At 72.1% G+C, this 24,050-nt stretch carries 24 protein-coding genes and 1 pseudogene; 21 read left to right on the forward strand and 4 right to left on the reverse strand.

Annotated elements, in window-relative coordinates; translation table 11 throughout:
- The first annotated feature begins 1 nt into the window (after window position 1).
- The 3 genes from ABGB21_RS12585 to ABGB21_RS12595 all read left to right on the forward strand — a co-directional run bounded on the left by ABGB21_RS12585 (window position 2) and on the right by ABGB21_RS12595 (window position 5,315).
- The gene (locus ABGB21_RS12585; RefSeq protein WP_347677808.1) at window positions 2-3,058 is read left to right on the forward strand and encodes a BTAD domain-containing putative transcriptional regulator; all 3,057 of its coding nucleotides are present in this window, start codon (window positions 2-4) and stop codon (window positions 3,056-3,058) included.
- Window positions 3,059-3,182: 124 nt separating this feature from the next.
- Window positions 3,183-4,583: a class II fumarate hydratase gene (locus tag ABGB21_RS12590; protein WP_347651562.1), complete on the forward strand. Its 1,401-nt coding sequence runs from the start codon at window positions 3,183-3,185 to the stop codon at window positions 4,581-4,583.
- Between the two features lie 54 nt (window positions 4,584-4,637).
- On the forward strand, window positions 4,638-5,315 hold the full coding sequence (locus tag ABGB21_RS12595; protein ID WP_347651563.1) for an HAD family hydrolase: 678 nt from the start codon (window positions 4,638-4,640) through the stop codon (window positions 5,313-5,315).
- Between the two features lie 107 nt (window positions 5,316-5,422).
- On the opposite strand, the gene ABGB21_RS12600 is transcribed toward ABGB21_RS12595, so the two are convergent.
- On the reverse strand, window positions 5,423-6,088 hold the full coding sequence (locus ABGB21_RS12600; RefSeq protein WP_347651691.1) for a helix-turn-helix domain-containing protein: 666 nt from the start codon (window positions 6,086-6,088) through the stop codon (window positions 5,423-5,425).
- A gap of 131 nt (window positions 6,089-6,219) precedes the next feature.
- Here ABGB21_RS12600 and cysS point away from each other — a divergent pair, with 131 nt between their 5' ends.
- The 3 genes from cysS to ABGB21_RS12615 are packed head-to-tail and all read left to right on the forward strand — an operon-like array spanning window position 6,220 to window position 9,340.
- Window positions 6,220-7,635, forward strand: coding sequence for a cysteine--tRNA ligase (cysS, locus tag ABGB21_RS12605; RefSeq protein ID WP_347651564.1), 1,416 nt, complete (start codon window positions 6,220-6,222; stop codon window positions 7,633-7,635).
- A complete protein-coding gene (rlmB, locus tag ABGB21_RS12610; protein ID WP_347651565.1) occupies window positions 7,635-8,768 on the forward strand; it encodes a 23S rRNA (guanosine(2251)-2'-O)-methyltransferase RlmB in 1,134 nt (377 codons plus the stop codon). The genes cysS and rlmB overlap by 1 nt, the downstream gene beginning before the upstream one ends.
- A complete protein-coding gene (locus ABGB21_RS12615; RefSeq protein ID WP_347651566.1) occupies window positions 8,765-9,340 on the forward strand; it encodes a GNAT family N-acetyltransferase in 576 nt (191 codons plus the stop codon). The genes rlmB and ABGB21_RS12615 overlap by 4 nt, the downstream gene beginning before the upstream one ends.
- On the opposite strand, the gene ABGB21_RS12620 is transcribed toward ABGB21_RS12615, so the two are convergent.
- Window positions 9,337-9,597: a hypothetical protein gene (locus ABGB21_RS12620; protein WP_347651567.1), complete on the reverse strand. Its 261-nt coding sequence runs from the start codon at window positions 9,595-9,597 to the stop codon at window positions 9,337-9,339. The genes ABGB21_RS12615 and ABGB21_RS12620 overlap by 4 nt on opposite strands.
- Before the next feature lie 653 nt (window positions 9,598-10,250).
- On the opposite strand from ABGB21_RS12620, the gene ABGB21_RS12625 reads away from it, so the two are divergent.
- From ABGB21_RS12625 to ABGB21_RS12670, 10 genes and pseudogenes are all read left to right on the forward strand, one after another.
- A complete protein-coding gene (locus ABGB21_RS12625; RefSeq protein ID WP_347677810.1) occupies window positions 10,251-11,006 on the forward strand; it encodes a helix-turn-helix transcriptional regulator in 756 nt (251 codons plus the stop codon).
- The gene (locus ABGB21_RS12630; protein ID WP_347677812.1) at window positions 11,003-11,182 is read left to right on the forward strand and encodes a DUF397 domain-containing protein; all 180 of its coding nucleotides are present in this window, start codon (window positions 11,003-11,005) and stop codon (window positions 11,180-11,182) included. The genes ABGB21_RS12625 and ABGB21_RS12630 overlap by 4 nt, the downstream gene beginning before the upstream one ends.
- A 179-nt stretch (window positions 11,183-11,361) precedes the next feature.
- A complete protein-coding gene (locus ABGB21_RS12635) occupies window positions 11,362-12,255 on the forward strand; it encodes a hypothetical protein (RefSeq protein WP_347651570.1) in 894 nt (297 codons plus the stop codon).
- A 38-nt stretch (window positions 12,256-12,293) separates the two neighbouring features.
- Complete coding sequence (locus ABGB21_RS12640; protein WP_347677814.1) at window positions 12,294-12,920, forward strand: hypothetical protein; 627 nt, start codon at window positions 12,294-12,296, stop codon at window positions 12,918-12,920.
- Window positions 12,921-13,170: 250 nt separating this feature from the next.
- Complete coding sequence (locus ABGB21_RS12645; protein ID WP_347651572.1) at window positions 13,171-13,713, forward strand: hypothetical protein; 543 nt, start codon at window positions 13,171-13,173, stop codon at window positions 13,711-13,713.
- A 210-nt stretch (window positions 13,714-13,923) separates the two neighbouring features.
- Window positions 13,924-13,983 (forward strand): annotated as a pseudogene (locus tag ABGB21_RS12650) (cell division protein DivIVA); the annotation flags it as partial.
- 6 nt (window positions 13,984-13,989) lie between these two features.
- The gene (locus ABGB21_RS12655; protein WP_347651573.1) at window positions 13,990-14,184 is read left to right on the forward strand and encodes a hypothetical protein; all 195 of its coding nucleotides are present in this window, start codon (window positions 13,990-13,992) and stop codon (window positions 14,182-14,184) included.
- Between the two features lie 93 nt (window positions 14,185-14,277).
- Window positions 14,278-14,787, forward strand: a complete 510-nt coding sequence (locus ABGB21_RS12660; RefSeq protein ID WP_347677928.1) for a DUF5753 domain-containing protein — start codon at window positions 14,278-14,280, stop codon at window positions 14,785-14,787.
- Window positions 14,780-14,977 (forward strand): DUF397 domain-containing protein, encoded by a 198-nt coding sequence (locus ABGB21_RS12665; RefSeq protein ID WP_347677816.1) that lies wholly within the window; start codon window positions 14,780-14,782, stop codon window positions 14,975-14,977. Before ABGB21_RS12660 ends, ABGB21_RS12665 begins: the two co-directional genes overlap by 8 nt.
- Window positions 14,978-15,133: 156 nt before the next feature.
- Window positions 15,134-15,940: a hypothetical protein gene (locus ABGB21_RS12670; protein ID WP_347677818.1), complete on the forward strand. Its 807-nt coding sequence runs from the start codon at window positions 15,134-15,136 to the stop codon at window positions 15,938-15,940.
- A gap of 82 nt (window positions 15,941-16,022) precedes the next feature.
- Here ABGB21_RS12670 and ABGB21_RS12675 read toward each other — a convergent pair whose 3' ends face one another.
- Entirely contained in the window at window positions 16,023-16,568 is a 546-nt protein-coding gene (locus tag ABGB21_RS12675; protein WP_347677820.1) for an RDD family protein, read from the reverse strand.
- Between the two features lie 35 nt (window positions 16,569-16,603).
- Window positions 16,604-17,068, reverse strand: coding sequence for a GNAT family N-acetyltransferase (locus ABGB21_RS12680; protein ID WP_347677822.1), 465 nt, complete (start codon window positions 17,066-17,068; stop codon window positions 16,604-16,606).
- A gap of 177 nt (window positions 17,069-17,245) precedes the next feature.
- Between ABGB21_RS12680 and ABGB21_RS12685 the strand changes: the two genes are divergently transcribed.
- From ABGB21_RS12685 to tnpB, 5 genes are all read left to right on the forward strand, one after another.
- Complete coding sequence (locus tag ABGB21_RS12685) at window positions 17,246-17,449, forward strand: hypothetical protein (RefSeq protein WP_347651578.1); 204 nt, start codon at window positions 17,246-17,248, stop codon at window positions 17,447-17,449.
- Window positions 17,450-17,616: 167 nt separating this feature from the next.
- On the forward strand, window positions 17,617-20,343 hold the full coding sequence (locus tag ABGB21_RS12690) for an Hsp70 family protein (RefSeq protein ID WP_347677824.1): 2,727 nt from the start codon (window positions 17,617-17,619) through the stop codon (window positions 20,341-20,343).
- Window positions 20,344-20,478: 135 nt separating this feature from the next.
- Complete coding sequence (locus tag ABGB21_RS12695) at window positions 20,479-22,026, forward strand: ATP-binding protein (protein WP_347651580.1); 1,548 nt, start codon at window positions 20,479-20,481, stop codon at window positions 22,024-22,026.
- A 56-nt stretch (window positions 22,027-22,082) separates the two neighbouring features.
- Entirely contained in the window at window positions 22,083-22,664 is a 582-nt protein-coding gene (locus tag ABGB21_RS12700; protein WP_347651581.1) for an IS607 family transposase, read from the forward strand.
- Window positions 22,661-24,040, forward strand: a complete 1,380-nt coding sequence (tnpB, locus tag ABGB21_RS12705; protein WP_347651582.1) for an IS607 family element RNA-guided endonuclease TnpB — start codon at window positions 22,661-22,663, stop codon at window positions 24,038-24,040. The genes ABGB21_RS12700 and tnpB overlap by 4 nt, the downstream gene beginning before the upstream one ends.
- The last annotated feature ends 10 nt before the right edge of the window (window positions 24,041-24,050 follow it).

Here is a 24,050-nt window from a genome sequence, read left to right on the forward strand (position 1 = left end):
GGTGCGGTTCGGCATACTGGGCCCGCTGCGGGTGGGCGGGAGCGAAACGGCGGTGACGGCCGGCCGGGACCGGACCGTGCTGGCCGTGCTCCTGCTGCACGCCGGCCGGGTGGTGCCGGTCGACGAGCTGATCGACGCGGTCTGGGGCGTCGACCCGCCGGCCACCGCCCGTGGGCAACTGCAGACCTGCGTGTCGCGGCTGCGTCGGTCGATCGCCGAGGCCGGGGTGACCGGCGAGCGGATCGTCACCGGACCGGCCGGCTACCGGGTCGAGGTCGGCCCGGACGAGCTGGACGTCCAGGTCTTCGACCGACTGGTCGCCGCGGCCCGGCTCGCCGCCACGGACCACCGCTGGGCCGAGACCAGGGAGACCTACCGCTCGGCGCTGGCCCTGTGGCGGGGCCCGGCGCTGCCCGGCTTCGACAGCGAGGTGATCCGCCGCGCGGCGGCCTTCCTCGGCGAGCAGCGGATCACCGTCCTCGAGGAGTGCGTCGAGGTGGAACTCCGGCTCGGCATGGCGAACGACCTGGTCGTCGAGCTGACCGATCTGGTGGCCGCGTACCCGCTGCGGGAGCGGAGCCGGGCCCAGCTGATGCGGGCACTCCACCAGGCGGGCCGACCGGCCGAGGCGTTGGGCGTCTACCGGGAGGGGTGGCGGCTGCTCAGTGACGAGCTGGGCCTCGAACCCGGCCGCCAGCTGCGCGAACTGCACCAGCAGATCCTCACCGACGAGGTGGTGCCGCCCGGGGCGCCGGCCACGCCGCTGACCACCCTCGCCACCGTACGGCCGAGGCCGCCGGTGCACCACCTGCCCCGGGCGGTCGGCGACTTCACCGGACACGAGGAGACGGTCCGTCGACTGCTGGCGGCCGCCGGCCACGGCGACGGTGCAGGGGAGCGGGGTCAGGACCGGGCTGCCACCGCGCCGTACGTGGTGGACGGGATGGCCGGCAGTGGCAAGACGACGTTCGTGGTGCACGTGGCGAGCCTGCTGCGGCCGTACTATCCGGATGCCCAGCTCTTCGTCGACCTGCACGGCGACAGCGACCGTACCCCGGTGGAGCCGGCGGCCGCGCTGGTCACCCTGTTGCGGCAGCTCGGCGTACCGGCGGCCGCGATACCCGCCGATCTCGACGACCGGATCCGGCTCTGGCACGACGAGCTGGCCACCCGGCGTACGGTGCTGGTGCTCGACAACGCGAGCGGTACCGACCAGGTGTCCCCGTTGCTGCCGGCGACCGCGAACTGCCTGACGTTGATCACCAGCCGGCGTCGGCTGCTCGGCCTGGACGGCATCCGGCCGGAGCCGCTGCGGCTGTTCACCACCGCCGAGGGGGTGGAGCTGCTGAGCCGGGTGGCCGGCGACCGGGTACGGGACGAGCCGGAGGCGGCGGAGGCGGTGGTACGGCGCTGCGGCCACCTGCCGCTGGCGATCCGGCTGGCCGGCGCCCGGCTGGCCCACCGGCCGAGCTGGCGGGTCGCCGACCTCGCCGAGCGGCTGCGCCCGGACCGGTCCGCGTTGGCACAGCTCGCCGCCGAACACCGGTCCGTGCAGAGCGCCTTCGCGCTGTCGTACACACATCTGCCCGCCCCGGCGCAGCGGATGTTCCGGCTGCTCGGCCTGCATCCGGGGGAGAGCTTCGACGGGTACGCCGCCGCCGCGCTCACCGGGCTGCCGCTGGCCGAGGCGACCGACCTGCTCGACCGGCTGGTCGACTGGCACCTGGTGGAGGAACCGGCCGCCGGCCGCTTCCGCTTCCACGACCTGGTCCGCGAGTACGCCGCGTCGCTGGCCGCCGCCGGGCCGGCGGAGGAACGGGCGGAGGCGGCGATCGGGCTGCTCGACCACTACCTGCACCTGGGGGCGGTGGCGACCGGACCGCAGGAGGCGGCGGACGGACTGCACGCGTTCCGGCTCGCTCAGCCCCGCCGCCCGGACCTGTTGGCACCGCCCACCGTCGGGTTGCGGCGGCTGGAGGCGGAACGGCAGAACGTGGTGGCGGCGGTCCGCTTCGCGGAGAGCATCGGCGAGGACCGGTACGTCTGGTCGATCGCCCGGGCGGCCTGGCGGCTGTTCTACGTCGGCGGGTACCACGACGACCTGGTCGAGACGCACACCCGGGGGCTGGCGGCGGCGCAGCGGCTGGCCGACCAGCCGGCGGCCACCGCGATGCGCAACTACCTGGCCAGCGGCTACTTCCGGATGGGTCGACACCAGGAGGCGGTCGATCAGTTGCTCGCCGCGCTGGAGCAGTACGAGCGCGACGGGGACCTGCCAGGGCAGGCCCGGGTACGGCTGAACCTCTCCCTCCCGTACGTGCACCTGAACCAGCCGGAGACGGCGTTGGCGCACTGCGCGGCGGGGCTGCGTCTGCGGCGGAGGATCGGCGACCTGACCGGGATCAGCCACGCCCTCTCGGCGATCACCGACGCGAACCTGAAACTGGGCCGGTACCGCGCCGCCCTGTACTGGGGACGGCGGCACGTCACCCTGGCCCGGCGGGCGGACCAGGGGTTCACGTTCGACACCGCGCTGGTCAACCTGGGGGTGGTCCGGGCCCGGCTCGGCCACCACCGGCCGGCGTACCGGTTGCTCGTCGCCGCACTGGCGTTGAGCCGGCGCAATGGCAACCGGTACGGCGAGGCCGAGGGACGGCACGGTCTCGGGCTGGTGCTGGCCGGTCTCGGTCGGCCGGCGGAGGCGCTGGCGATGCACCAGGCGGCGTTGGCGTTCGTCCAGGACATCGGCGACCGGGCCCGGCTGGTCGAGTTGTACAACTCGCTGGGCAGCACCCTGCTCCTGTTGGGTGACGTGCCGGGCGCGACCCGGATGCACGAGCGGGTGCTCGCCGACCCGATCGTGGCCCGCTATCCGTTGGAGCGGGCCCGGGCGCTCGACGGTCTGGCCGGCTGCCTGGTGGACGACGATCCGGCGACCGCGCGACGGTACTGGGAGCAGGCGCTGGTCACGTACGACGACCTGGAGCTGGCGGAGGCGGCGGTCGTCCGCCGCCGACTGGCGGAGCTGGACGAGCCGGTTCCGGCGAGCCGGCGCTGAGCGCCGGCACGGGGCGGGGCAGACCCGCGGCCGGTGGATGGCGGCGGGTGGCGGGCTTCGGCCGTGGTCCGGCGGGTGGCGGGGATCATCTGCGATCCGGCGCGGCTCGGGGCAGGATGGATCCGTGAGCACTTCAGAGGCGACCGGCTACCGGATCGAACGCGACACGATGGGCGAGGTCGAGGTGCCCGCCGAGGCGCTGTGGCGGGCCCAGACCCAGCGTGCGGTGCAGAACTTCCCGATCTCCGGACGCGGACTGGAACCGGCGCACATCAAGGCGCTGGCCCAGATCAAGGGGGCGGCCGCCCAGGCCAACGCCGAGCTGGGGGTGATCGGCGCGGACGTCGCCGAGGCGATCGCGACCGCGGCGGCGCACGTGGCCGACGGCGGCTACGACGACCAGTTCCCGATCGACGTCTTCCAGACCGGCTCCGGCACCTCGTCCAACATGAACGCCAACGAGGTGATCGCCACCCTGGCCGCCCGGGAGCTGGGTCGGGAGGTGCATCCGAACGATGACGTGAACGCCGCGCAGTCCAGCAACGACGTCTTCCCGTCCTCGATCCACCTGGCCGCCACCCAGGCGGTGGTGCACGACCTGCTGCCCGCGTTGCGGCACCTGCAGTTCACCCTCGAGTCCAAGGTGGACGAGTTCGCCGAGGTGGTGAAGGCGGGGCGGACCCACCTGATGGACGCCACCCCGGTCACGCTCGGCCAGGAGTTCTCCGGCTACGCCACCCAGGTGCAGTACGGCATCGAACGGCTGGAGAGCTGCCTGCCCCGGCTCGCCGAACTGCCGCTCGGCGGGACCGCCGTCGGCACCGGCATCAACACCCCGGCCGGCTTCGCGCCGAAGGTGATCGAGAAGCTGCGGGAGATGACCGGGCTGCCGCTGACCGAGGCCCGCAACCACTTCGAGGCGCAGGGCGCCCGGGACGGGCTGGTCGAGGTCTCCGGGCAGCTGCGGACGTACGCGGTCGGGCTCTACAAGATCGCCAACGACATCCGGTGGATGGGTTCCGGCCCCCGCGCCGGCCTGCGTGAGCTCCAGATCCCCGACCTCCAGCCCGGGTCGTCGATCATGCCGGGCAAGGTGAACCCGGTGGTCTGCGAGTCGGTCCGGCAGCTCTGCGCCCAGGTGATCGGCAACGACGCCACCGTCGCCTTCGCCGGCTCCCAGGGCGACTTCGAACTGAACGTGATGCTGCCGGTGCTGGCCCGCAACGTCCTGGAGTCGATCCGGCTGCTGGCCGCCGGGAGCCGGTTGCTCGCCGACCGCTGCGTGGTCGGCCTGGTCGCGAACGTCGACGTCTGCCTGTCGTACGCCGAGGGTTCGCCGTCGATCGTCACCCCGCTCAACCGCTACCTCGGGTACGACGAGGCCGCGTCGATCGCCAAGGAGGCGTTGGCCAAGGAGATGACGATCCGGGCGGTGGTGCTCGAACGCGGGCACGTCGAGGACGGCCGGCTCACCGAGGAACAGCTCGACGAGGCGCTGAACGTGCTCCGGATGACGCACCCCTGACCGGGGACTATTCCGGATGACGCGCCCCCTGACCCCGGGACTACCCTTTCGCGGGTGCTGACCACCGTGGTTTTCGACGCCGACCACACCCTGCTCGACCTGGACCCGGCGGTGGACGGCGGGCTGATTGCCGTACTGGCGGAGCTGCGGCGGCTGACCCCGGCGGCGGACGACGTCTCGGTCGCGGACCTGCGGGCCGACTTCGCCGCACTCTTCGCCGCGCGGCCGGCGGATCCGATCGTGGAGATCCGGCGGGCCGCGTTCGTCCGGTCACTCGACCGGGTCGGGCTCGCCGGTGAGGCGGACCGGATCCTCGAACTCTTCTTCGCCCGCCGGTTCGCGCTGACCCGGCCGTTCGACGACGCGTTGCCGGCGCTGGCCGCGCTGCGCCGGTCGTACACCCTGGGGTACGCGACGAACGGCAACAGCCGGGCCGACCGGTGCGGGCTGGCCGCCCAGTTCTCCTTCGAGATCTACGCACACCAGGCCGGGGTGCCGAAGAAGCCCGCCCCGGCCTTCTTCGCCGCCGTCGCCTCGGCCGCCACCGCCGACCCGGCCGCCCTGGTCTACGTCGGCGACTCGCCCGAGCACGACGTACGGGCACCGCAGGCGGCCGGGCTGCGCGCGGTCTGGCTCAACCGGGACGCCCGTCCCCGGCCGGCCGGCCTGCGGCCGGACGCCGAGATCCGGTCCCTCGCCGAGTTGCCGGCGGTGCTCGCCGCCTGGCGCTGAGTTCCGGCTCGCCGGGTTCCCGGCGGTGCTCGCCGCCTGGCGAATGCCCGGCGCCAGGAAGGTGCCCGCGCCGAGTCCCGGTTCGCCGGCCGGGGGGAACGGTCGGGTCAGGCGAGCGCGGCGGTGATCTCGGCGGCGGCGACCGCGACCCGGGCGCCGACCGCCCCGACGTCCAGCGGGGCGAGGGCGACCACGCCGACGCTCGCCTCCAGCCCGGCGACGCCGAGCACCGGTGCGGCCACCCCGTACGCGCCGGCCTGCAGTTCACCGCTGCTCGCCACCGGCTCGGACCGGCCGAGCCGACCGGCCAGGATCGCGCGTCCGGCGGCACCCCGCTCCAGCGGGTGCCGGGCACCGGTCCGGTACGCCACGTGGAACGCCGTCCAGCTCGGCTCGACGACCGCCAACGCCATCCCCTCGCCGCCGTCGACCACGGTCAGGTGTGCCGTCGCGCCGGTCTGCTCGGCCAGTCGGCGCAGTGCCGGCAGCGCCCCGTCGGCGAGCAGCGGCTGGGCCCGCCGGGCCAGGTGCAGCAGCCCGGCGCCGAGGTGCAGCCGGCCGGCCGCGTCCCGGCGGAGCATGCCGTGTTCGGTGAGGGTGCCGAGCAGCCGGTAGACCACCGTCCGCCCGACGCCGAGCCGGGCCGCCGCCTCGGTGACGGTCAGCCCGCCGGTCGCCTCGGCGACCAGGTGCAGCAGCCGCAGGCCACGGTCCAGGGTCTGGGCCGTCTCGCCACCGCCCCGGCCGGCGGTCCCGTCCGCCGCCGGTGGCATCCCGTTCGCCGCCGTCACCACACCAGGCAGCGTACGAGAGGCAGCCCGGTCGTACCGGGAGGTGTCCGTCGGTCCGGCGCGGCCGTGAGCGATAGACGAAGGCCCTTCGACGCACCCGGTACCCTTGTACGGTGACGCTACGCCTGTATGACACCGCCACCCGATCGGTGCGGGACTTCGTCCCCCTGCACGCCGGCAGGGTGGGGATCTACCTGTGTGGTCTCACTGTCCAGTCCGGGCCGCACATCGGGCACCTTCGATCCGGGGTCAACTACGACGTGCTGCGCCGGTGGCTGCTGCACGGCGGCTTCCAGGTGACGTTCGTCCGGAACATCACCGACGTCGACGACAAGGTGTTGACCAAGGCGCTTGAGCAGCAGCGGCCGTTCTGGTCCATCGCGTACGCCAACGAGGTCATCCTCGGCGCCGCGTACCGGTCGTTGAACGTGCTGGCGCCGACGTACGAGCCACGGGCGACCGGGCACATCCCGGAGATGCACGAGCTGATCAAGAAGTTGATCGCGAACGGGCACGCCTATCCGGCGCAGGACGGTTCCGGCGACGTCTACTTCGACGTCCGGTCGTTCCCGGAGTACGGCGTCCTCTCCGGGCAGGACCCGGACGCCACCCAGAGCACCGGCGAGGTCGACGAGCGCGGCAAACGGGACGTCCGGGACTTCGCGCTCTGGAAGGGTGCCAAGCCGGAGGAGCCGGCCGACGCGGTCTGGCCGTCCCCGTGGGGCCCCGGGCGTCCCGGCTGGCACATCGAGTGCTCGGCGATGTGCTGGCGCTACCTCGGCGCCGAGTTCGACATCCACGGCGGCGGGCTCGACCTGACCTTCCCGCACCACGAGAACGAGCAGGCCCAGTCCCGGGCCGCCGGGCTGCCGTTCGCCCGCTACTGGGTGCACCACGGGCTGCTCAACCTCGGCGAGGCCAAGATGAGCAAGTCGCTGGGCAACGTGATCGACCTCGACCACGTCACCAGGCTCGGGGTCCGGCCGGCGGAGCTGCGCTACTACCTGGTCGCCCCGCACTACCGGTCCCGGATCGACTACTCGGACGAGTCGCTGGGCGAGTCTGCGGTGGCGTACCGGCGGGTGGAGGGCTTCGTCCGGCGGGCGGCGGACCGGGTCGGGGCCGGCAAGCCCGGCGCGCTGCCGGACGCCTTCGGCGCCGCCCTGGACGACGACCTGAACACCTCCGCCGCGCTCGCCGTGCTGCACGAGAGCGTGAAGCAGGGGCAGGTCGCGCTGACCGGCGGCGACGACCAGGCGACGGCGGCGGCGTTGGCCGAGGTCCGGGCGATGCTCGACGTACTCGGTCTCGACCCCCTCGACCCGGCCTGGGACGGCGGCGGGCAGGATGGTGAGCTGCGGGGGGTCGTCGACGCGCTGGTCGCGTTGGCGATCGAGCAGCGGGCGCAGGCCCGGGCCCGGAAGGACTGGGCCGCCGCGGACGCGGTGCGCGACCAGCTCAAAAATGCCGGCGTGGTGGTCGAGGACACCCCGCAGGGCACTCGTTGGACGATCGGAGAACAGGACTGATGCCCGGAAACTCGCAACGTCGTGGCCGTCGGGTCACCCCGAAGAAGGGGTCCACGGTCGGTTCCGGCGGCAAGAACCGGGGCAGTCTCGCCGGTCGGGGCAAGACCCTGCCCGCCGACGAACGGCCCTGGCACAAGGCGTACTCGGGCACCGAGAAGCTGCCGCAGCGGACCGCCTGGAAGCAGGAGAAGGAACGCCGGGCCGCCGCCGAGGAGGGCCGGGCGCCGAAGGTCGGTGTGCCGGGCAGCAAGGACACCACCTGGGGCAAGGGCACCCGTCGGGGGGTCAGCGCCGGTCGCGGCGCGGCGACCGCCGGGCGTACCGGCGGCAAGCCGGCACCGCGCTCCGGGCCCCGGGTCGCGCCCGGTCGCAAGGGCACCCCGGGCCGGGAGGCCGCCGAGCTGCTGGTCGGCCGGAACCCGGTGGTGGAGGCGCTGCGCACGGCGGTGCCGGCGACCGCGTTGTACGTCGCCCAGGGCATCGACATGGACGACCGGGTGAACGAGGCGGTCCGGACGGCGGCCGACCGGGGCATCGCCATCCTCGAGGTGAGCCGAGCCGAGCTGGACCGGATGACCGGTGGTGTGCTGCACCAGGGTCTCGGGTTGCAGGTGCCGCCGTTCGCCTACGAGGCGTTCGAGGACATGGTGTCGGTGGCGATGGAGCAGCCGTCGCCGCTGCTGGTGGGCCTGGACGGGATCACCGACCCACGCAACCTCGGTGCGGTGATCCGGTCGGCGGCGGCGTTCGGCGCGCAGGGGGTCTTCGTACCCGAGCGGCGGGCCGCCGGGATCACCGCGACCGCCTGGCGGACCAGCGCCGGCGCGGCGGCCCGGGTGCCGGTCAGCCAGGTCACCAACATGACCCGGGCACTGAAGCTGGCCCAGCAGTCAGGTTTCCTGGTGGTCGGCCTGGACGCCGACGGCGAAACCGACCTGTACGACCTGGAGGCGGCGGTCGGCCCGCTCGTGGTGGTGGTCGGTTCCGAGGGTCGCGGCCTGTCCCGGCTGGTCGGGCAGACCTGTGATCTGCGGATCAGCATTCCGATGGTCTCCGAGGTCGAGTCGTTGAACGCCAGCGTGGCGGCGGCGGTGGCGCTCGCCGAGGTGTCGCGGCGTCGCCTCGCCGCGTGACCGTACGAGTGGAGCCGGTGTCGCTGCGGGTCGCGGCGACACCGGCCGCCCCGGCCCTGCTGCTCCGCCAGTGGACCGACGGGGACGTCGAGTCGCTGATCGAGGCGTACCGGGATCCGGTGCAGCGCCGTTTCAGCCAGTTCCGGGTGACCGACGTCGACGACGCGCGACGCTGGCTGGAACTGCAGTGGGACGGCTGGGAGAGCGGGAAACGGTTCAGCTTCGCGGTGGTCGACGATTCGGGCGCCGGGGCGGGGCGGCTGGTCGGCAACGTGGCGCTCAAGGCGCCGGATCTGGCCAGCGGCTCTGCCGGGGTCGGCTACTGGACGGCGGCGGCCGCCCGGGGTCAGGGCGTGGCGTCCCGCGCCCTGGAGGTGTTGACCCGTTGGGCGTTCGAGACGTTCACCGCTGACGGTCTGCGCTGTCTCGAACTGCTGCACCAGGTGGACAACGTCGCCTCCTGCCGGGTGGCGGAGAAGGCCGGCTACCGGTTCGACCGGGTCGTGCCGGCCCACCCGCCGTTCCCGCTCGACGGTCACCGGCACGTCCGGTCGGCGGCCGACCGAAGCTAGCTCCCCTGTCGGGAATCCACCCAGCCGAGAAAGCGGGCGTGCAGTTCGGCCGGGTCCGGCCCGGGATTCGGGTGCAGCCGGTAGAGGTCTTCGGTCGCCTCGTAGAGCACCAGACCGAGGTAGACCCGCAGCGCCAGCGGGTCGGCGTGGTATTCGATCGGAAGCAGGCTGCGGGCGGTCAGGCAGGGCCATTCGGTTTCGCAGATTCGGCAGAGCCAGCTCGGGCGTCTGGGTACGTGTGACGGCTGTCCGTTCATGGCCGGAAGTTGTTCCTCTCAGTTCCTCTCAGTTCCTCTTGATTCCTCAGAGTTCCTCGAAGTTGCCCCGTGTTCCTCAATGTTCCTACGGGTTTCCATTGTGCTGACCGGAGCAGCTTCAGCCTTTCCTCGAATCGTTCACCTGGCGTCCTGGCAGGCGCCGGTCCGTTTCCGGGTTGCGGACCTGGTGTTCCACGTCGGGCCGGTGTTCGGTGACCGTCGACGTACGGCCGGCAGGGACGGGGTTCCGGGGCCGGGGCTGGTCGGCGGGGTCAGCGAGGGTGTCTGGCCGAGCGAGTCGGGGCAGGGGTATCCGTGCCAGCCGCACCGGCAGTGTCGCCACAGGCATCGCCAGTCGCGCCGGTGCGGGTTGCCCGATCTCAATCGCGGCAGTCTCATCTCGGGAATTCCTTCCTGGGGAGATATGGAAGCGGGGGCCGCCTCGGGCGAGGGGGGGGACTGCGACGGCCCCCGCGCGGTTCCGCCCGTCCTTTGTCGGGCCCACCGGATCCGAGCGGTTCCGCTGAACTCCACCCTGGACCGTTGACGGTGATTGATGGAAGATGAGCAGCGGACAGCATTCAGGCACTCATCCGGGCACGTCGTGAGGAGAAAGATCAAGAATGGTGGCTAACAACGGTCTTCCGCGAGTCATGAAATATCTGCGCGCGGCCAAAGGCGGTCTCACCCAGGAACGGGTGGCCGAGCAGCTCAACGTGAGCACGTCGTTGATCGCCAAGTTCGAGACGGCCCGGCTGGTGCCGGTGGAGGACACCGCACGGAGCCTGGACGAGTTCTTCGGCAGCGGCGACCTGATCCAGGGGCTCGCCCTCGACGTACGGAAGATGGGGCCGCCGGAGTGGTTCCGGCCGTGGCCGGAACTGGAGCGGGACGCAGCTGCGCTCCGGTCTCACGAGCCGACCTACGTGCCGGGCCTGCTCCAGACCGAGGCGTACGCCCGAGCCGTGCTCGCCGTCGGCCTGCACACCCCGGACGAGGTCGAACGGCACCTGGCGATCCGGTTGGAGCGGCAGACGGCGGTCTTCGGCCAGGAGAAGCCTCCGGTCTGCACCTTCACCGTCGACGAGTGTGCGCTGCTGCGCGGCGACCAGGCCATCATGCGGGAGCAGTTGGCCCACCTCGCCCAGATGTCGCGGCAGCCCCGACTTTCTGTGCACGTGGTGCCCCGGTCCGCCGGCTTCTACGCCGGGCTGACCGGAAACTTCGTGCTGGCCTCCGTCCCCGGTGAGGGCGAGGTGGCCTACCTGGAGGACCCGCTGGACGGCAAGGTGATCACCGATCCGGATCGACTCGCCGCGATGGCTCGCACCTGGGAGGCGATACGCTCGGTGGCACTGCCCCGGGACCTGTCCCGGGACCTGATCCTGAGGATGGCGAGCGAGCTATGAACCCGGTGTGGCGAAAGGCGACGCGCAGCAACTCCAACGGTGGCAACTGTGTCGAGGTCGCCGACAACCTGCCGGGCCGGGTGCTGGTCCGGGACTCGAAGGACCAGGCTGGCCCGGCACTAACCTTCGAGCCGACGGCCTGGCGCGCCTTCGTCGAACTGGCCAAGCGCGGCTGACCGCGACACACTCCCGGTCCCACCCCGGCGGGCAGGGTGCCGTGTAGTGCCACGGCCGCCGGATCACCACTGTCGCCGCCGTGGGCCGGGGCACGCCGCCGACATTCCGGCGAATCGTGACCCCGTTGTAGCCGTTTGGCCACCTCAGTCGTGGCAGGAAATCGGCACCGTCGACGACCATGCGAGAACTGTTCCGACAGGAACTTCGCGGGCTCCTCCGCCGCTGGCCACTGTGGATCCTGCCCCCGCTGGTCGCCGTCGTCGGCCTGGCCATGCTGCCGGTCAACGCAGACGCGTACATGTCGTACATCTACCAGGATCCGCAGGGCCCCGGTCAGCAGCTCGCAGCGTACGAGGCCGACGTGCGGGCGGTGTGCACCTCCGGTCTCGGCTGGGCCCAACTGGTCGCGCTGACGGTCGGTGGGTTTCTGCTGGTGGGCGAACCACGGTTGCGGACCCGCTCGACGGCGCGGCGTTCCATGCCGCCTGCGACGCCACCGGCCCTGCCGGACGACCCCGGGCCGCTCATGGTGGCGAAGGCAGCCGTCGCGGCACTCTTCGGGTTGATTCTCGCCGTGGTCGACCTCGCTGTGGTGTTGCCGTACGCGCGGCCGTACGTCGCCAACCACTGGGTCCCGGACAACCTGCGCCGGTCCGGGGTCGAGGTGCGCGAACTGACCCTGACCAGCCCGTCGGTGATCGCCACGGTGCTGTGCGCGGCGGCGGGCGTCGCACTGTTCGCGGTCATCGGTCTGGGACTGGCCGCGCTGCTCGGCCGTCGCTGGGCGGCCGTCGGCGGGCTCGCCGTGCTGACCTGCGCCGTGTCGTACGCGGTGCAGAACTGGCTGGCCGGACTGGGCGGCCTGGCCGAGTCGGTGGGCACGGCGCTGCTGATCGGCGCGACGCTGCTGACCGCACCGTGGTGGCTGTACTGGTACGTGTCGTTGACGGCGTGGGTGCCGCTGGCCGCCCTGCTGGCGTTGATTATGGCGGTCTTCGTCTTCGTGCTCGGCTACGACGCGACCCGTCGACGGATGGCCCGCGCCGGCGCGGCCCCACCCACGCCCCGTTGAACAGCCGAAAAGGGGCGCGACACACTACCCTTGCCCGGATGCGGGGCAGGCCGATCGACGTACGCGACGGCGTCGGGGTGGTCGACGTGCTCGGCAACAGCTTCGCGAGCCTGCTCTACCTGCGGGTCGACCGCCGTAGCGGCGAGGTCCACGGCCTGCTGGTCGAGCCGCTGGAGCCGTTCACCCGGCTACTCGCCCGCGGCCGGTACGTCGTCACGGTGAGCGCGCCGAAATGGTCCGAAACCGTCGTCGTGGACCCCGGGAAGCGTGGCGTCCGGTCCTGGTACCTCCCGTTGGACGGCGACGCGATCATCACCACGGGTCCGTGGCCGCCACCGGACGGGACGACCGTGGCGGCGTACCGGGGTCGGATCGCCAACGGGGTACGGCCGGCCGCCGTCACGATCAGCCCGGCCGGCGGAGAGGTGCGCTACCTGCTCGACGGTCACCACAAGCTGGCCGCCTATGCTGCGGAGCGGGTCCGGCCGCTGCTCATCGGGTTGACCCGGCAGGAGCCCACACCACTGCCGCGTGACCTGTTCGTCGACGTGCTCCCGGGGCACCTCCGGGAGAGCTTCCGCCACACCCTCGGCGACTGGTGGGACGGTGGTCCGCCGCCGGACGGGCGGGGCCGGCCTCCCAGCGGCGAAGGCACCTTCTGCTGACCTCGCACGTGGACCCGTCGTAGCGCTGGTTACTCCTCGTCGCCCTGGGCCGGCAAGCTCCGGTCGGTACTTTGAAGTCCACTTCTCGACGTCCGAGGCACGCCACACCTTGCCCTGTTGCAGCTCGGCGATCGGTGCCGGGAAAGACCGGTGCGACGTGATCGCGTAGACGCGCTACCAGCTGATCCCGCCCAGTCGCATCCGGATCTCGTGAGCACCCATGAGCCGCATGAACGTGAAGGAGAGCGGCGTGACAGTGCCGGAAGCGGCGACGACAGACGTACCGACGGGTGCGGAAGCTGCGGCGTGGGCCGCGGAACGGGTCTGCGGCGAGTTGCGGGAGGTGTACCTGACGGTGGCGGCGGCGGCCGTGCTGCTCGGCCGGGCCGGCGCCGGGTCGATGCATCCGGAGCTGCGTCAGGCGCGTCGCTGCGGCGAGGAGGCCCTGGACCCGGCCAGTCACGTCGAGCAGTTGCTCGGCAGTGGGCTGGCCCGACTGTGGGACCAGATCGGCGGCGGTGACGTGACGAGCATCGGCCGGGTCGTCGGCTCGCTGGACGAGTCGCGTACCCGGTTTGCCGAGGCCGCCGAACGGCTCGCCGGGCTCCCCAGCCGGCTCCGCGACGCCGAACGGCAGCTCCGGGAGACCGACGACCCGCGGCTGCGGATCGTCGGCGTCGCCGACGACTGGTCGCAGGCGGCCGAACACCTCGGCCTGCTCACCGGAAACCTGACCGAGGCGGTCGGCGCGCTGGCGTCGTACACCGATCGGATCACCGGCGTACCCGCCTGACCGTGACTCCCCCTGGCCACCTCACCCCCTGCGGGTGGCCAGGGGGCCCGTACTGGCCCGGGGCGGGTGCCGGGCCACCGGCCGGCGCCGCATCCGGAAGCGGCGGTGGACGCCCCCGCCCGCCTCGGCGCCGTCGACCCTGTGAAAGGAAACCGATGATGAGGGTGACCAGCAACAGCGCTCCGATGTTGTATCGGGGTCGGGCAGCGGATCCGGTCCTACCAGGTCCGCGCCAAGACGTTCGGCCGCCGGTGGCGCGGCCTCGACCCCGACGAGGTGTACGCCTACCTGCGGCAGGTCGCCGACGAACTCGACCAGGTACTGCGCTCGGAGTCAATCGCCCGCGCCGAGGCGGAACGGATCCGCCAAGGGTTGTGCCAGTGGCAGACCCGGCACACCCGGTGTTACCTCAACGAGCAGGAACGGCGTGCCGCCGCGACCACCCGTACCCCGAATCGCGGCCCCTGGTGACCAGCCCTGCCCGGCGGCCCCACCCCGGCCATGATCCGGTAAACGGTGGCCTGCTGGGGCAGGCCGATAATTACGTGATAACGAGACCGCCTGATCGAGGTACGCCTGCACCGCCAACACCTGCTCCGACGAGGTTCGCCGCCACCGCCCCGCCTCGACGTCATCCTCACCGAGGCGGTACTGCTGCGGCTCGTCGGCGGACCCGCCATCATGGCCGGTCAGCTCCGGCGACTGGGCGAGGCGTCCGAGCTGCCGTACGTCTCGATCCGGGTCGTCCCACTCGCCGCCGGCGCCCACCACGGCACCGTCGCCGGAGCGTTCACCCTGCTCGACTTCCCACCCGACAACGGAGCACCCGACCCGTCCGTCGTCCCGTCACCCGACGACGGGCCGACCGCCGTGTTGCCAGCCGACGATGGGAGCAGCGCCGGGCCGTCGTCCCTCGTCTACCGCGAGTTCCTCACCGGGGCGCTCTATCCCGACGAGATGACCGAGGTCGACGCGTACCGACGGATCTGGGCCAGCCTCGACGCCCTCGCCCTCGACGAACACCAGTCCCGACACCTCATCGACACGATCCGCACGGAGGTCCACCATGGCTGAACCGACAACCCCCGGCATCCGGTGGCGCAAGAGCAGCCGCAGCGGCGACATCGGCGGCAACTGCGTCGAGGTCGCCGACAATCTGCCGGGCCGGGTGCTGGTCCGAAACTCAAAGGACCAGAGCGGGCCGGCGCTGAACTTCGACCCGTCGGCCTGGCGCGCCTTTGTCAACCTGCTCCGTACTCGCTGACCACCGTCAAAGCCCTCATCCGACGACCCGGGTCGCCCCACTACCCTCCAACGTGCACTGATCCGGTGACAGTCGGGGTGTAACCGGCCACGACTACGCACCCCGATCCTGGGCGGGTCGACGTCGGCCGGCTCATCGATGACCAAGGAGACGACGTTGAGCGGAAGTCACCGGCTGCGGTTCATGCCGATCATCGGGATCATGCTGGGCCTGAGCCTGCTGACGGGGTGCGCCATCGACAAGGGCTCCGCGCTCGCCGCCGATTTCGCCGAGGACTGGGCCGGTACGCCGGACGTCGTGGACGTCCAGACCACGAAGAACAACACACTTCCCTTCCTCGGTACCGCGACCGGCACGCTGACCGTCGGGGACGGCACCCCGGCCGACCGGGTGGCCGGACTGGCGGAGGAAATGCGGAAGTACGTCGCCGCCCACGACAACGTCACCGGCCAGATCGCGGCGGACGGGATCACCTTCATCGTCGTCGCCGACCGGGAACGTGCCACCGAAACGGTCACGCTGTGGCGGTCACTGGCCGCCGACGACCGGGTGACGGGCGCCGACATCGACGACGTGTCCAGTAAGGACGGCGACGGTTGGCGGATCGAGATCATCAGCCGCGATGCCGGTGCCGCGCTGGCCATCTTCAAGGACATGGTCGCCGACGGCGACCGCCACCAGCCACTGTCGGACGTGACGGACGTGAAGGTCGGCACGGCGTCCGGCGGGCGACCCGGGCTCGTGGTCCAGACCGACCACCAGGGCACCGTCCCCACCGACGCGATCGCGGCCTACGAGGCCGTGCGGGCCCGGTCTGCGATCGTCCGAGCCTCGCTGGAACCCGACCGGGCGAGGATCGTGGTGGCGGCCGGCGCCGACCGGGAGCACGCCGAGGAACTCGCCCGGGCAGCGGCGCCGAGCCTCGGAGCCGCGCTCGAGGTGGTCAGCGACCGCGACAGCTGACCCGCGACGCACGCCCGGCGCGCGACCGTCCGATGGCGGTCACCGGGCCAGGGTCGTCGGATGCCGGCAACCTGGGGCAGGGTCATCGGATCCCGGCGGCGTGGAGCCGTCGGGTCGCCGAGCGGTCGATGCTGGTCCTCGCCAGCGACCCGGGCGGTGACCCGGCCGCGCCGACCGTCACCGCGACGAGCAGCGCCGGCATGAACATCGTCCTGACCAGCATCGCCCAGCACGCCCTGGCACCGACCCGACCGCCGTCCCGGATCCGGACAAGTTGCGTACCGGTGAGGACCGCGCCGAGTGCCCGACCGTTGCCGTAGCAGAGGCCGTAGAGCAGGGGCACCCCGAACAACAACGCGGCCAACAGCAGGACGAGGACCCCGTCGGAGAGACCCGCCGCGACGTACACCCCCGACACGACGACAAAACCCACCCCGACCGCCAGCACGAACACCACGAAGTCGACGAGCCACGCGAGGAACCGTGCTCCCCCGCCGGCCTCGACGTACAGGGTGCCGTTGTCGAACGCCGCAAGCCGCCGTGCGGTACGCGGCCCGAGCAGCGGCTCCGCCTGGGCCTTGGCGATGTCGAGTCGGCTCAACCTCTGGCCCGCTCCGGATATCGTCACCGCACCGTCCTTTCAGGTCGCCGGCATCGTACGCCTCACTCGGGAATCCATCGAAGCGTCAGGTCGGGCAGGTTCTCCATGTTGCGATCGCCGTTGTTGCTGTCCACGACGACAAAACCGTGCCGCTGGTAGAACGCTCGGGCTTCGGCGTTTTGCTGGAAGACGTACAGGGACAGGCCGTCCGGGCTGTGTCGCCGTACCTCGTCGAGCAGCAGCGTCCCGACTCCCTGACGTCGTACGTCCGGCCGCAGGTAGAGCTGGTCGAGCAGGTCACCGTCGAGGGCCGCGTAGCCGACGATCCCGGTGCCCCGGACCGCGACCCAGGCGCGGCACCGCGTCAGCACCACCTCCCGGATCCACCAGGTCACCTCCGCCGCGTCGTGGCGCGCGGGAGGCAGGTAGGGCATGGTCGCCGCCCGGGAGGCCAGGTGGATCCGGGCGATCTCGTCGGCGTCCGCCGCCACCGCGACCCGGATCCGGGTCGTCTCCTCGTCACTCACCCCCGCACCGTACGAGGCCGGCGGTGCTCGTCGCCAACGGTTAATTCGGGCATGATGGGCGCCGTGACCGCTCTCTACGACGACTGGATCAGGATCGCGGCGTACGAGAACATCCCCCGCTGCCCCCACCCGGCGGCTGCCGTCCGCGCTTGACTGCGTGACCGGGGCATCGACTGGATGCCGTTCGAGCCGGGTGAGATCCGGATCGGCCTGGCCTGCGGCATCGGCCCGGACGGTCACTGGCACGGCTGGTTCGACATCCGGATCGAGCCGGCCGCACTCCGTCGTCTCGGACTGCATCCCGACCAGCCGACCGCGACCATCAGCGCACCGAGCCCGCCCGGGTGGTGGCACGCCGCCGCCGAACGTGCCGCCCGGTGAGCCGCCGAACGTGCCGCCCGGTGAGCCGCCGGCCGCCGGCCCTGGTGAGCGAGCCACCGGACATCGGGACCCGGGGCCGCTGAGCAGCGGCGTACCAGGTCGCCGGTGGGCGGTGCCCCGTAACATGCAGGGCCGGGCATCCCCTCGCCCTCAGGAGGAGTCGCGGCATGGCAGGCCTGGACGGAGGCGGGTACGGGCTCGCCGTCGACCTCGGGACGTCGCACACCGTCGCCGTGTTGCGCTGGCCCGACGGACGGACCCGGCCGCTGCTCTTCGACGGGCAGCCGATCCTGCCCTCCGGCGTTTTCCTCGACCCGGCCGGCCGGGCGTACGTCGGCCGGGACGCCCAGCGGATGGCCCAGGCCGACCCGGCCCGGTACGAGCCGAACCCGAAACGGCGGATCGACGAGCCGGCGGTGCTGCTCGGCGACCGGGAGGTGTCGACCGTCGACCTGCTCGCCGCCGTGCTGCGTAGGGTGGCGGACGCCGCGGTCGAGGCGGTCGGCTTCCTGCCGCAGGCGGTGCTGACCTGTCCGGCGACCTGGGGCACCCGACGGCGTGAGGCGTTGGTCGCCGCCGTGGCCCGGGCCGGCTGGCCACCGGTCAGCATCCCCAACCCGGGTGTGCCGTCGGCACCGGGGATACCGGCACCGCGTACCGGGGGTGGGGGAACGCTGCTGGTCCCGGAGCCGGTCGCCGCCGCCCGCTACTTCGCCGACGTGCTGCGCCGGCCGGTGCCGGTCGGCTCGGCCCTGGCGGTCTTCGACTTCGGCGGCGGCACCCTGGACATCGCGGTGGTCCGCAACGAGGGCGTCGACGACACCGGACGCCCCCGGTTTGTCGTGATCGGCTCCGGCGGCGTCGCCGACCTCGGTGGGTTGGACCTGGACGCCGCCCTGGTCCAGCACCTCGGCACGGTGGTCAGCGTCGCCCACGCGCCGGTCTGGCAGCAGCTCGACCAGCCGACCACCGCCGGCCAGTGGCGTAACCGACGGCAGTTCTGGGACGACGTACGCGGGGCCAAGGAGATGCTGTCCCGGTCCGCCACCGCCCCGGTGCCGGTACCCGGCATCGAGCAGGCGCTGCACCTGACCCGGGACGAGTTGGAGGAGGTCGTCACCCCGCTGCTGCGGCGCGGGGTCCACGAGGCCGCCACGGTGATCGCGCACTGCCGGCTCAGCGTCGACCAGCTCGCCGGACTGTTCCTGGTCGGTGGCTCCTCCCGGGTCCCACTGGTGGCCCGGCTGCTGCACGCCGAACTCGGGATCGCGCCGACCGTGCTCGAACAGCCGGAACTCCCGGTCGCCGAGGGGGCACTCGCCGAGCTTCCGCCGCCGGCTGCGTCACCCGGCGCCGGGATCGCCGCACCGGCGGGGGAGGCGCCGACCAGCCCGGCGTACGGGACTCCGCCCGCGCCGACCAGCCCGGCGCAGCACGGTATGGCGACCCTCGCGCCCGCGCCGACCGGCCCGGCGTACCCGCAGCAGGCCGGCGGACTGTCGTACCCACAGCCGGCCGGGCCGACCGGGTGGGCTGCGCTGCTGCGGCGGCGCGTGCTCTGGATCGGCGCGGGCGCGGCCGTCGCGCTGCTGGCGGTGGTCGTCGCGACCGTGCTCTACCTGGTCCGGGACCCCAACCCCCCACTCGACTTCGCCTCCTTCACCGAGGTCGGCCGGATCGAGACCCGGGAGCCGAGCCGCACGGGGGCGCTCACCGCGATGGGCCACGACCGGGCGTACGTCGGCTACCAGCGCGCCGACAACCGGTTCGACATCGCCGTGGTGAACCCCGGCACGGCGAAGGTCGACCGCTGGTTCACCACCGAGGACCCGGCGGACCGGTGGACCGGGCTGCGGGCGCTGCCGGGCGTGCTGGTCCTGCGGGCCGACGGAGGCGGCTACAACGTGCCCGGCAAACTGGTCGGCTACGACCCGGCCACCGGCGGCCGGCTGTGGAGCCGGCAGATCCACAACGACGACGAGGTCCACTACTTCGACGGGTACGTCGCCCTGTTCGACAAGACCAACAACACCGTGGTCGGCATCAACGCCCGTACCGGTGCCGAATGGAGCCTGCCCAGCCCGAAGGGGGACTACAGCAGCGACTCGGCCGTTCATCCGATGCACACCGTCGCCGAGTTCGACGGCGCGGCGGACACCAACGGCGAGCACACGCTGCCGAACCGGGGCGACGACGCCCGGCTGGTCGAGATCGGCGCCGACCGGTCGGTACGGGTCATCGACGTGACCTCGGGCCGGGAACTGCGGTCGCGGCAGAACGCCGCCGACACCGACGACCTGGTGCTGGCGTACGACAACCAGCTCTTTGTCGCCCCGAAGAGCGAGGGCTACGGGCTGGTCCGGCTCGACCTGACCAGCCTCGGCACGCCGGCCACCCTCTACACCGCGCCGGACACCAGCCGCCGCCCCGTCGACCTGCAGCCCTGCGGGGAACACCAGGTCTGCCTACTGGAGACGGCCGGGTCGGACAGTGCGACCGCCCAACTGGTGGCGGTCCGGACCGACGAGCCAAAGGTGGCCTGGCGCAGGGACGTACCCCAGGCCGACCACCTGCGGCCGGTCGGCCGGAACATCCTGGTCCGGGCGGTCACGCCGAAGCAGACGTCCCGACTGTTCACCCCGGACGGGACGAAGACCCTGGACCGGGACGGTGTGGCGCTCCGGATCGACGGCGGAAACCTGCTGGTCTTCGACGACGCGTTGACGACGTACCCCGGGGACGTGAGCGTGGCCGGGGTGTCGGCCCGGGACGGCGGGCTGACCCAGCTGGGACCGCTCAAGAAGGTTGCCTCGACGAGCTGTTCCTGGAACCGCTCGGTGCTGGTCTGCGGCGCGGATTCCGAGTTTGTCGTCACCCGGTTCACCGCGGGATAGCGCGTTCAGCGTCCGAGGTCTGCCCGCTCAGGGGGACAACGGTCCACCTGGGATCGGTTACGATCCTGAACCGCTGCCCGGGTGAACTGCGGTTTGCCGTCCCGTCCTGTCAGATCCCCCCGCGCGAAGGTGAACATGGCACCCCTCTCTTCGTCCGGTCGCTCCGCGCCCGGCGGCCTGCCGGTGTGGTCGGCCGCCGTCCTGCTCACCGTCGCCACCGGTACGGCGGCGGTGCTCGCCGGAGTCTCCGGCGACGGTCAGGCCGGGATCTGGGCCGCCGGATGCGCCGCCGGCGGCACCGTGTTGACGCTGCTCCTGCTCGGCGTCCTGCACCGACGGCAGCGGGCCGCCTGGCAGGCGGTCGCCGAACGTGAGCAGGAGGCCGAGCGGCGGCTGCAAGACCAGCAGCGGGAGCTGGCCGAGCAGGAAACCGGCTGGCGCGAGCTGGTCGAGGCGCGGTCGGCGGCTGCCAACGAGGCGTTGGAAAACCTGACCCGGGTACGCCTCCCGAAGCTGCTGGCCGGCACGGCGGTGCCACCCGCGCCGGTCGACACCACCCTGGACGACACCACGGCCGCGCTCCTCGAGGAACTGCTGACGGAGCTGACCGGCGGACTGAAGCGAACCGACGAGCGGGAGGAGTCGCTGCGGCTCGCGGTGGTCGCGTTGGCCCGCCGGGTGCAGACGGCCGCACACTCCATCCAGGAGCAGGTGTCGCTGCTGGCCGACCGCCACCAGCACGACCCCGACGTGGTCGAGTCGACGATGCGGGTCGACCACGCCGCCGCCCAGCAGGCCCGGCACGCGCAGAGCCTGGCCGTACTCTGCGGTGAATGGCCGGGCCAGCAGTGGCAGGAGCCGCTGGCGATGGTCGACGTGGTCCGGGCCGCGTCCGCGCGGATCCTCGCCTACCAGCGGGTCGAGGTTTCCGGGGACCAGGACGTGGCGGTCGCCGCCGAGGTGGTGGAGCCGGTGATCCACCTGGTGGCCGAACTGCTGGCCAACGCGACCCAGTCGTCTCCGCCGTCGACCCAGGTGCCGGTGACCGTACGCCGCGTGCAGCGCGGCGCGGTCATCGAGATCGACGACGGTGGCGTCGGGATGGACGAGCACCGGCTGCAGCAGGCCCGCGAGATCGTCTCCGGTCGTCGTACCGTCGGGCTCGGCGAGCTGGGGGAGATCCCGCAGACCGGTCTCGCCGTCGTCGGCCACTACGTCCGTCGCCACAACTTCCGGGCCGACCTGAGCGAGTCGCCGTACGGCGGGTTGCGGGCGGTGGTGCTGATCCCGGCGAAGTCCGTGGAGACGGTCGAGTCGCCGGAGGCGCTCGCGGTCCGGCCACCGGCGGCACGACAGCCGGAGTCGGTCGAGGTCACCCCGGCCGCCGGTGCCGGTACGCCCTCCGGATCCCGGCAGGATGCCGACGCCGCCGCCCTGCCGCCGACCCGGGAGGGACTGCCCCGACGGCGCTCCCGGCGCGGCGAGGCCGCCGGTGCGGTGGCCGGGACGGAAAGCGACGCCCTCACCGACGATGACGTCGAGCCGGCAGCGGCGCCGGCGCCAACCCCCGAGCAGGCAGGCGCCTGGATGAGCGCCTTCATCAAGGGTGGCCGGACCGACGACGGTACGGATCCGGCGGGCTCCACCTCAACGTCGACAACCGTGGAGGATGAACAGGGTTAGCAGCTTACGGCGCGCTGGTCGTCATGGGCGCTCACTAGTCAGTTATGGTTGTCTTTGTGAACTTGAAGGAATGGGCAGCGGTGACCGGGATCTCGTACGCGACGGCACGTCGACGCTACGAGTCCGGGACACTGCCCGTTCCGACCTACCGGCTTGGCCGTCTGATCATGGTCGGGGTGCCGGTGACCGGCACGTCGGCCAAGGCCGGGCAGACGGTGGTGTACGCCCGGGTGTCGTCGGCTGATCAGGAGCCGGATTTGGACCGGCAGGTCGCCCGGGTGACCGTGTGGGCGACCGGGCAGAAGCTTGGTGTGGACCGGGTGGTGACCGAAGTCGGGTCCGCACTCAACGGTCACCGGAAGAGGTTTCTCGCCCTACTCCGCGACCCGGCCGTGACCACGATCGTGGTCGAGCACCGGGACCGGTTCGCCCGCTTCGGCGCCGACTCGGTTGAGGCCGTTCTGTCGGCGCAGGGGCGTCGTCTGCTTGTGGTCGATCCGGCCGAGGTCGATGACGACCTGGTCGGTGACGTGACCGAGATCCTGACGTTGTTGTGCGCCCGGCTGTACGGTCGGCGTGCAGCGGTGGATCGGGCCCGCCGTGCTGTCGGGGCCGCCACCGGAGGCGGCCCGGTGTGAAGGCGATCCAGGCGTACCGGTTCGCCCTCGACCTGACTCCGGGTCAGGAACGCGATGTTCATGCGCATGCCGGCGCCGCCCGGGTCGCGTACAACTGGGCGCTGGCGAGGGTGAAGGCGGTCATGGACCAGCGGGCCGCGGAGCGTTCCTACGGCGTGTCCGAGGAACTGCTGACGCCGTCGCTGTCCTGGTCGTTGGCTGGTCTGCGTAAGGCGTGGAACGCCGCGAAGCCGGAGGTTGCGCCGTGGTGGGCTGGGGTGTCCAAGGAGGCATTCAACACCGGCCTCGACGCCCTGGCCCGCGGGCTGAAGAACTGGGCCGACTCCCGCACCGGCGCCCGTGCCGGTCGGCCGGTCGGGTTCCCTCGGTTCAAGTCCCGCCGCCGCACCACACCCAGCGTGCGGTTCACCACCGGGGCGATCCGGGTCGCACCCGATCGGATGCATGTGGTGCTGCCCCGGTTGGGCCGGTTGAAGCTGCACGAGTCGGCCCGCAAACTCGCCCGCCGTCTCGATAACGGCAGCGCGCGGATCATGTCTGCTACGGTGCGCCGTGACGGTGGTCGCTGGCACGTCGCGTTCACCGTCGAGGTCGACCGGCCCGAGCGGCGACTGGCTCAGCCCGGCTCGGTGGTTGGCGTTGATGTCGGGATCACACACCTCGCCGTGTTGTCCACCGGCGAGTTGGTCGACAACCCGCGCCACCTGACCGCCGCGCGGCAGCGCATGCGGGCACTCGGCCGGGCACTGTCGCGTAAGGCCGGCCCGGACCGGCGCACCGGACGGCGGGCGTCGAAACGTTGGGGGCGGGCGGCGGCCCGGCTCGGCCGGGCGCACGGCAGGGTGGCGAACCTGTGCCGTGACGGGCTGCACAAGCTCACCACCCGCCTGGCTCGCGAGCACGGCACGGTTGTGGTGGAAGACCTCCACGTCACCGGGATGCTCGCCAACCGTAGGCTGGCCCGGCAGATCGCCGACGCCGGGTTCGCGGAGATTCGCCGCCAGTTGGCGTACAAGACCGGTTGGAACGGTGGTCGGCTGCTCGTGGCCGACCGCTGGTATCCGTCCTCGAAGACCTGCTCGGCATGTGGCGCGGTGAAAGCCAAGCTGGCCCTGTCCGAGCGTGAATATCAGTGCGAGGCGTGTGGTCTGGTCATCGACCGGGACCGTAACGCCGCGCTGAACCTGGTCGCTCTGGCGGCGCAGTTCGACACCGCCGGGAGTGGCCCGGTGGCAGCACGTGGAGCCGACCAGAAGACCCGCCTCGGCGGGCAGGTGGCTGTGAAACGTGAACCCGGCACGACGCCAGTCGGTCAGACCGGGACCGTCCTACCGCAAGGCAGGACTACCAACCGTGTGCTCACTAAAGCGCACTGAGAGGTAACGG

This window comes from Plantactinospora sp. B24E8, from assembly GCF_039871735.1.
GTDB lineage: Bacteria > Actinomycetota > Actinomycetes > Mycobacteriales > Micromonosporaceae > Plantactinospora.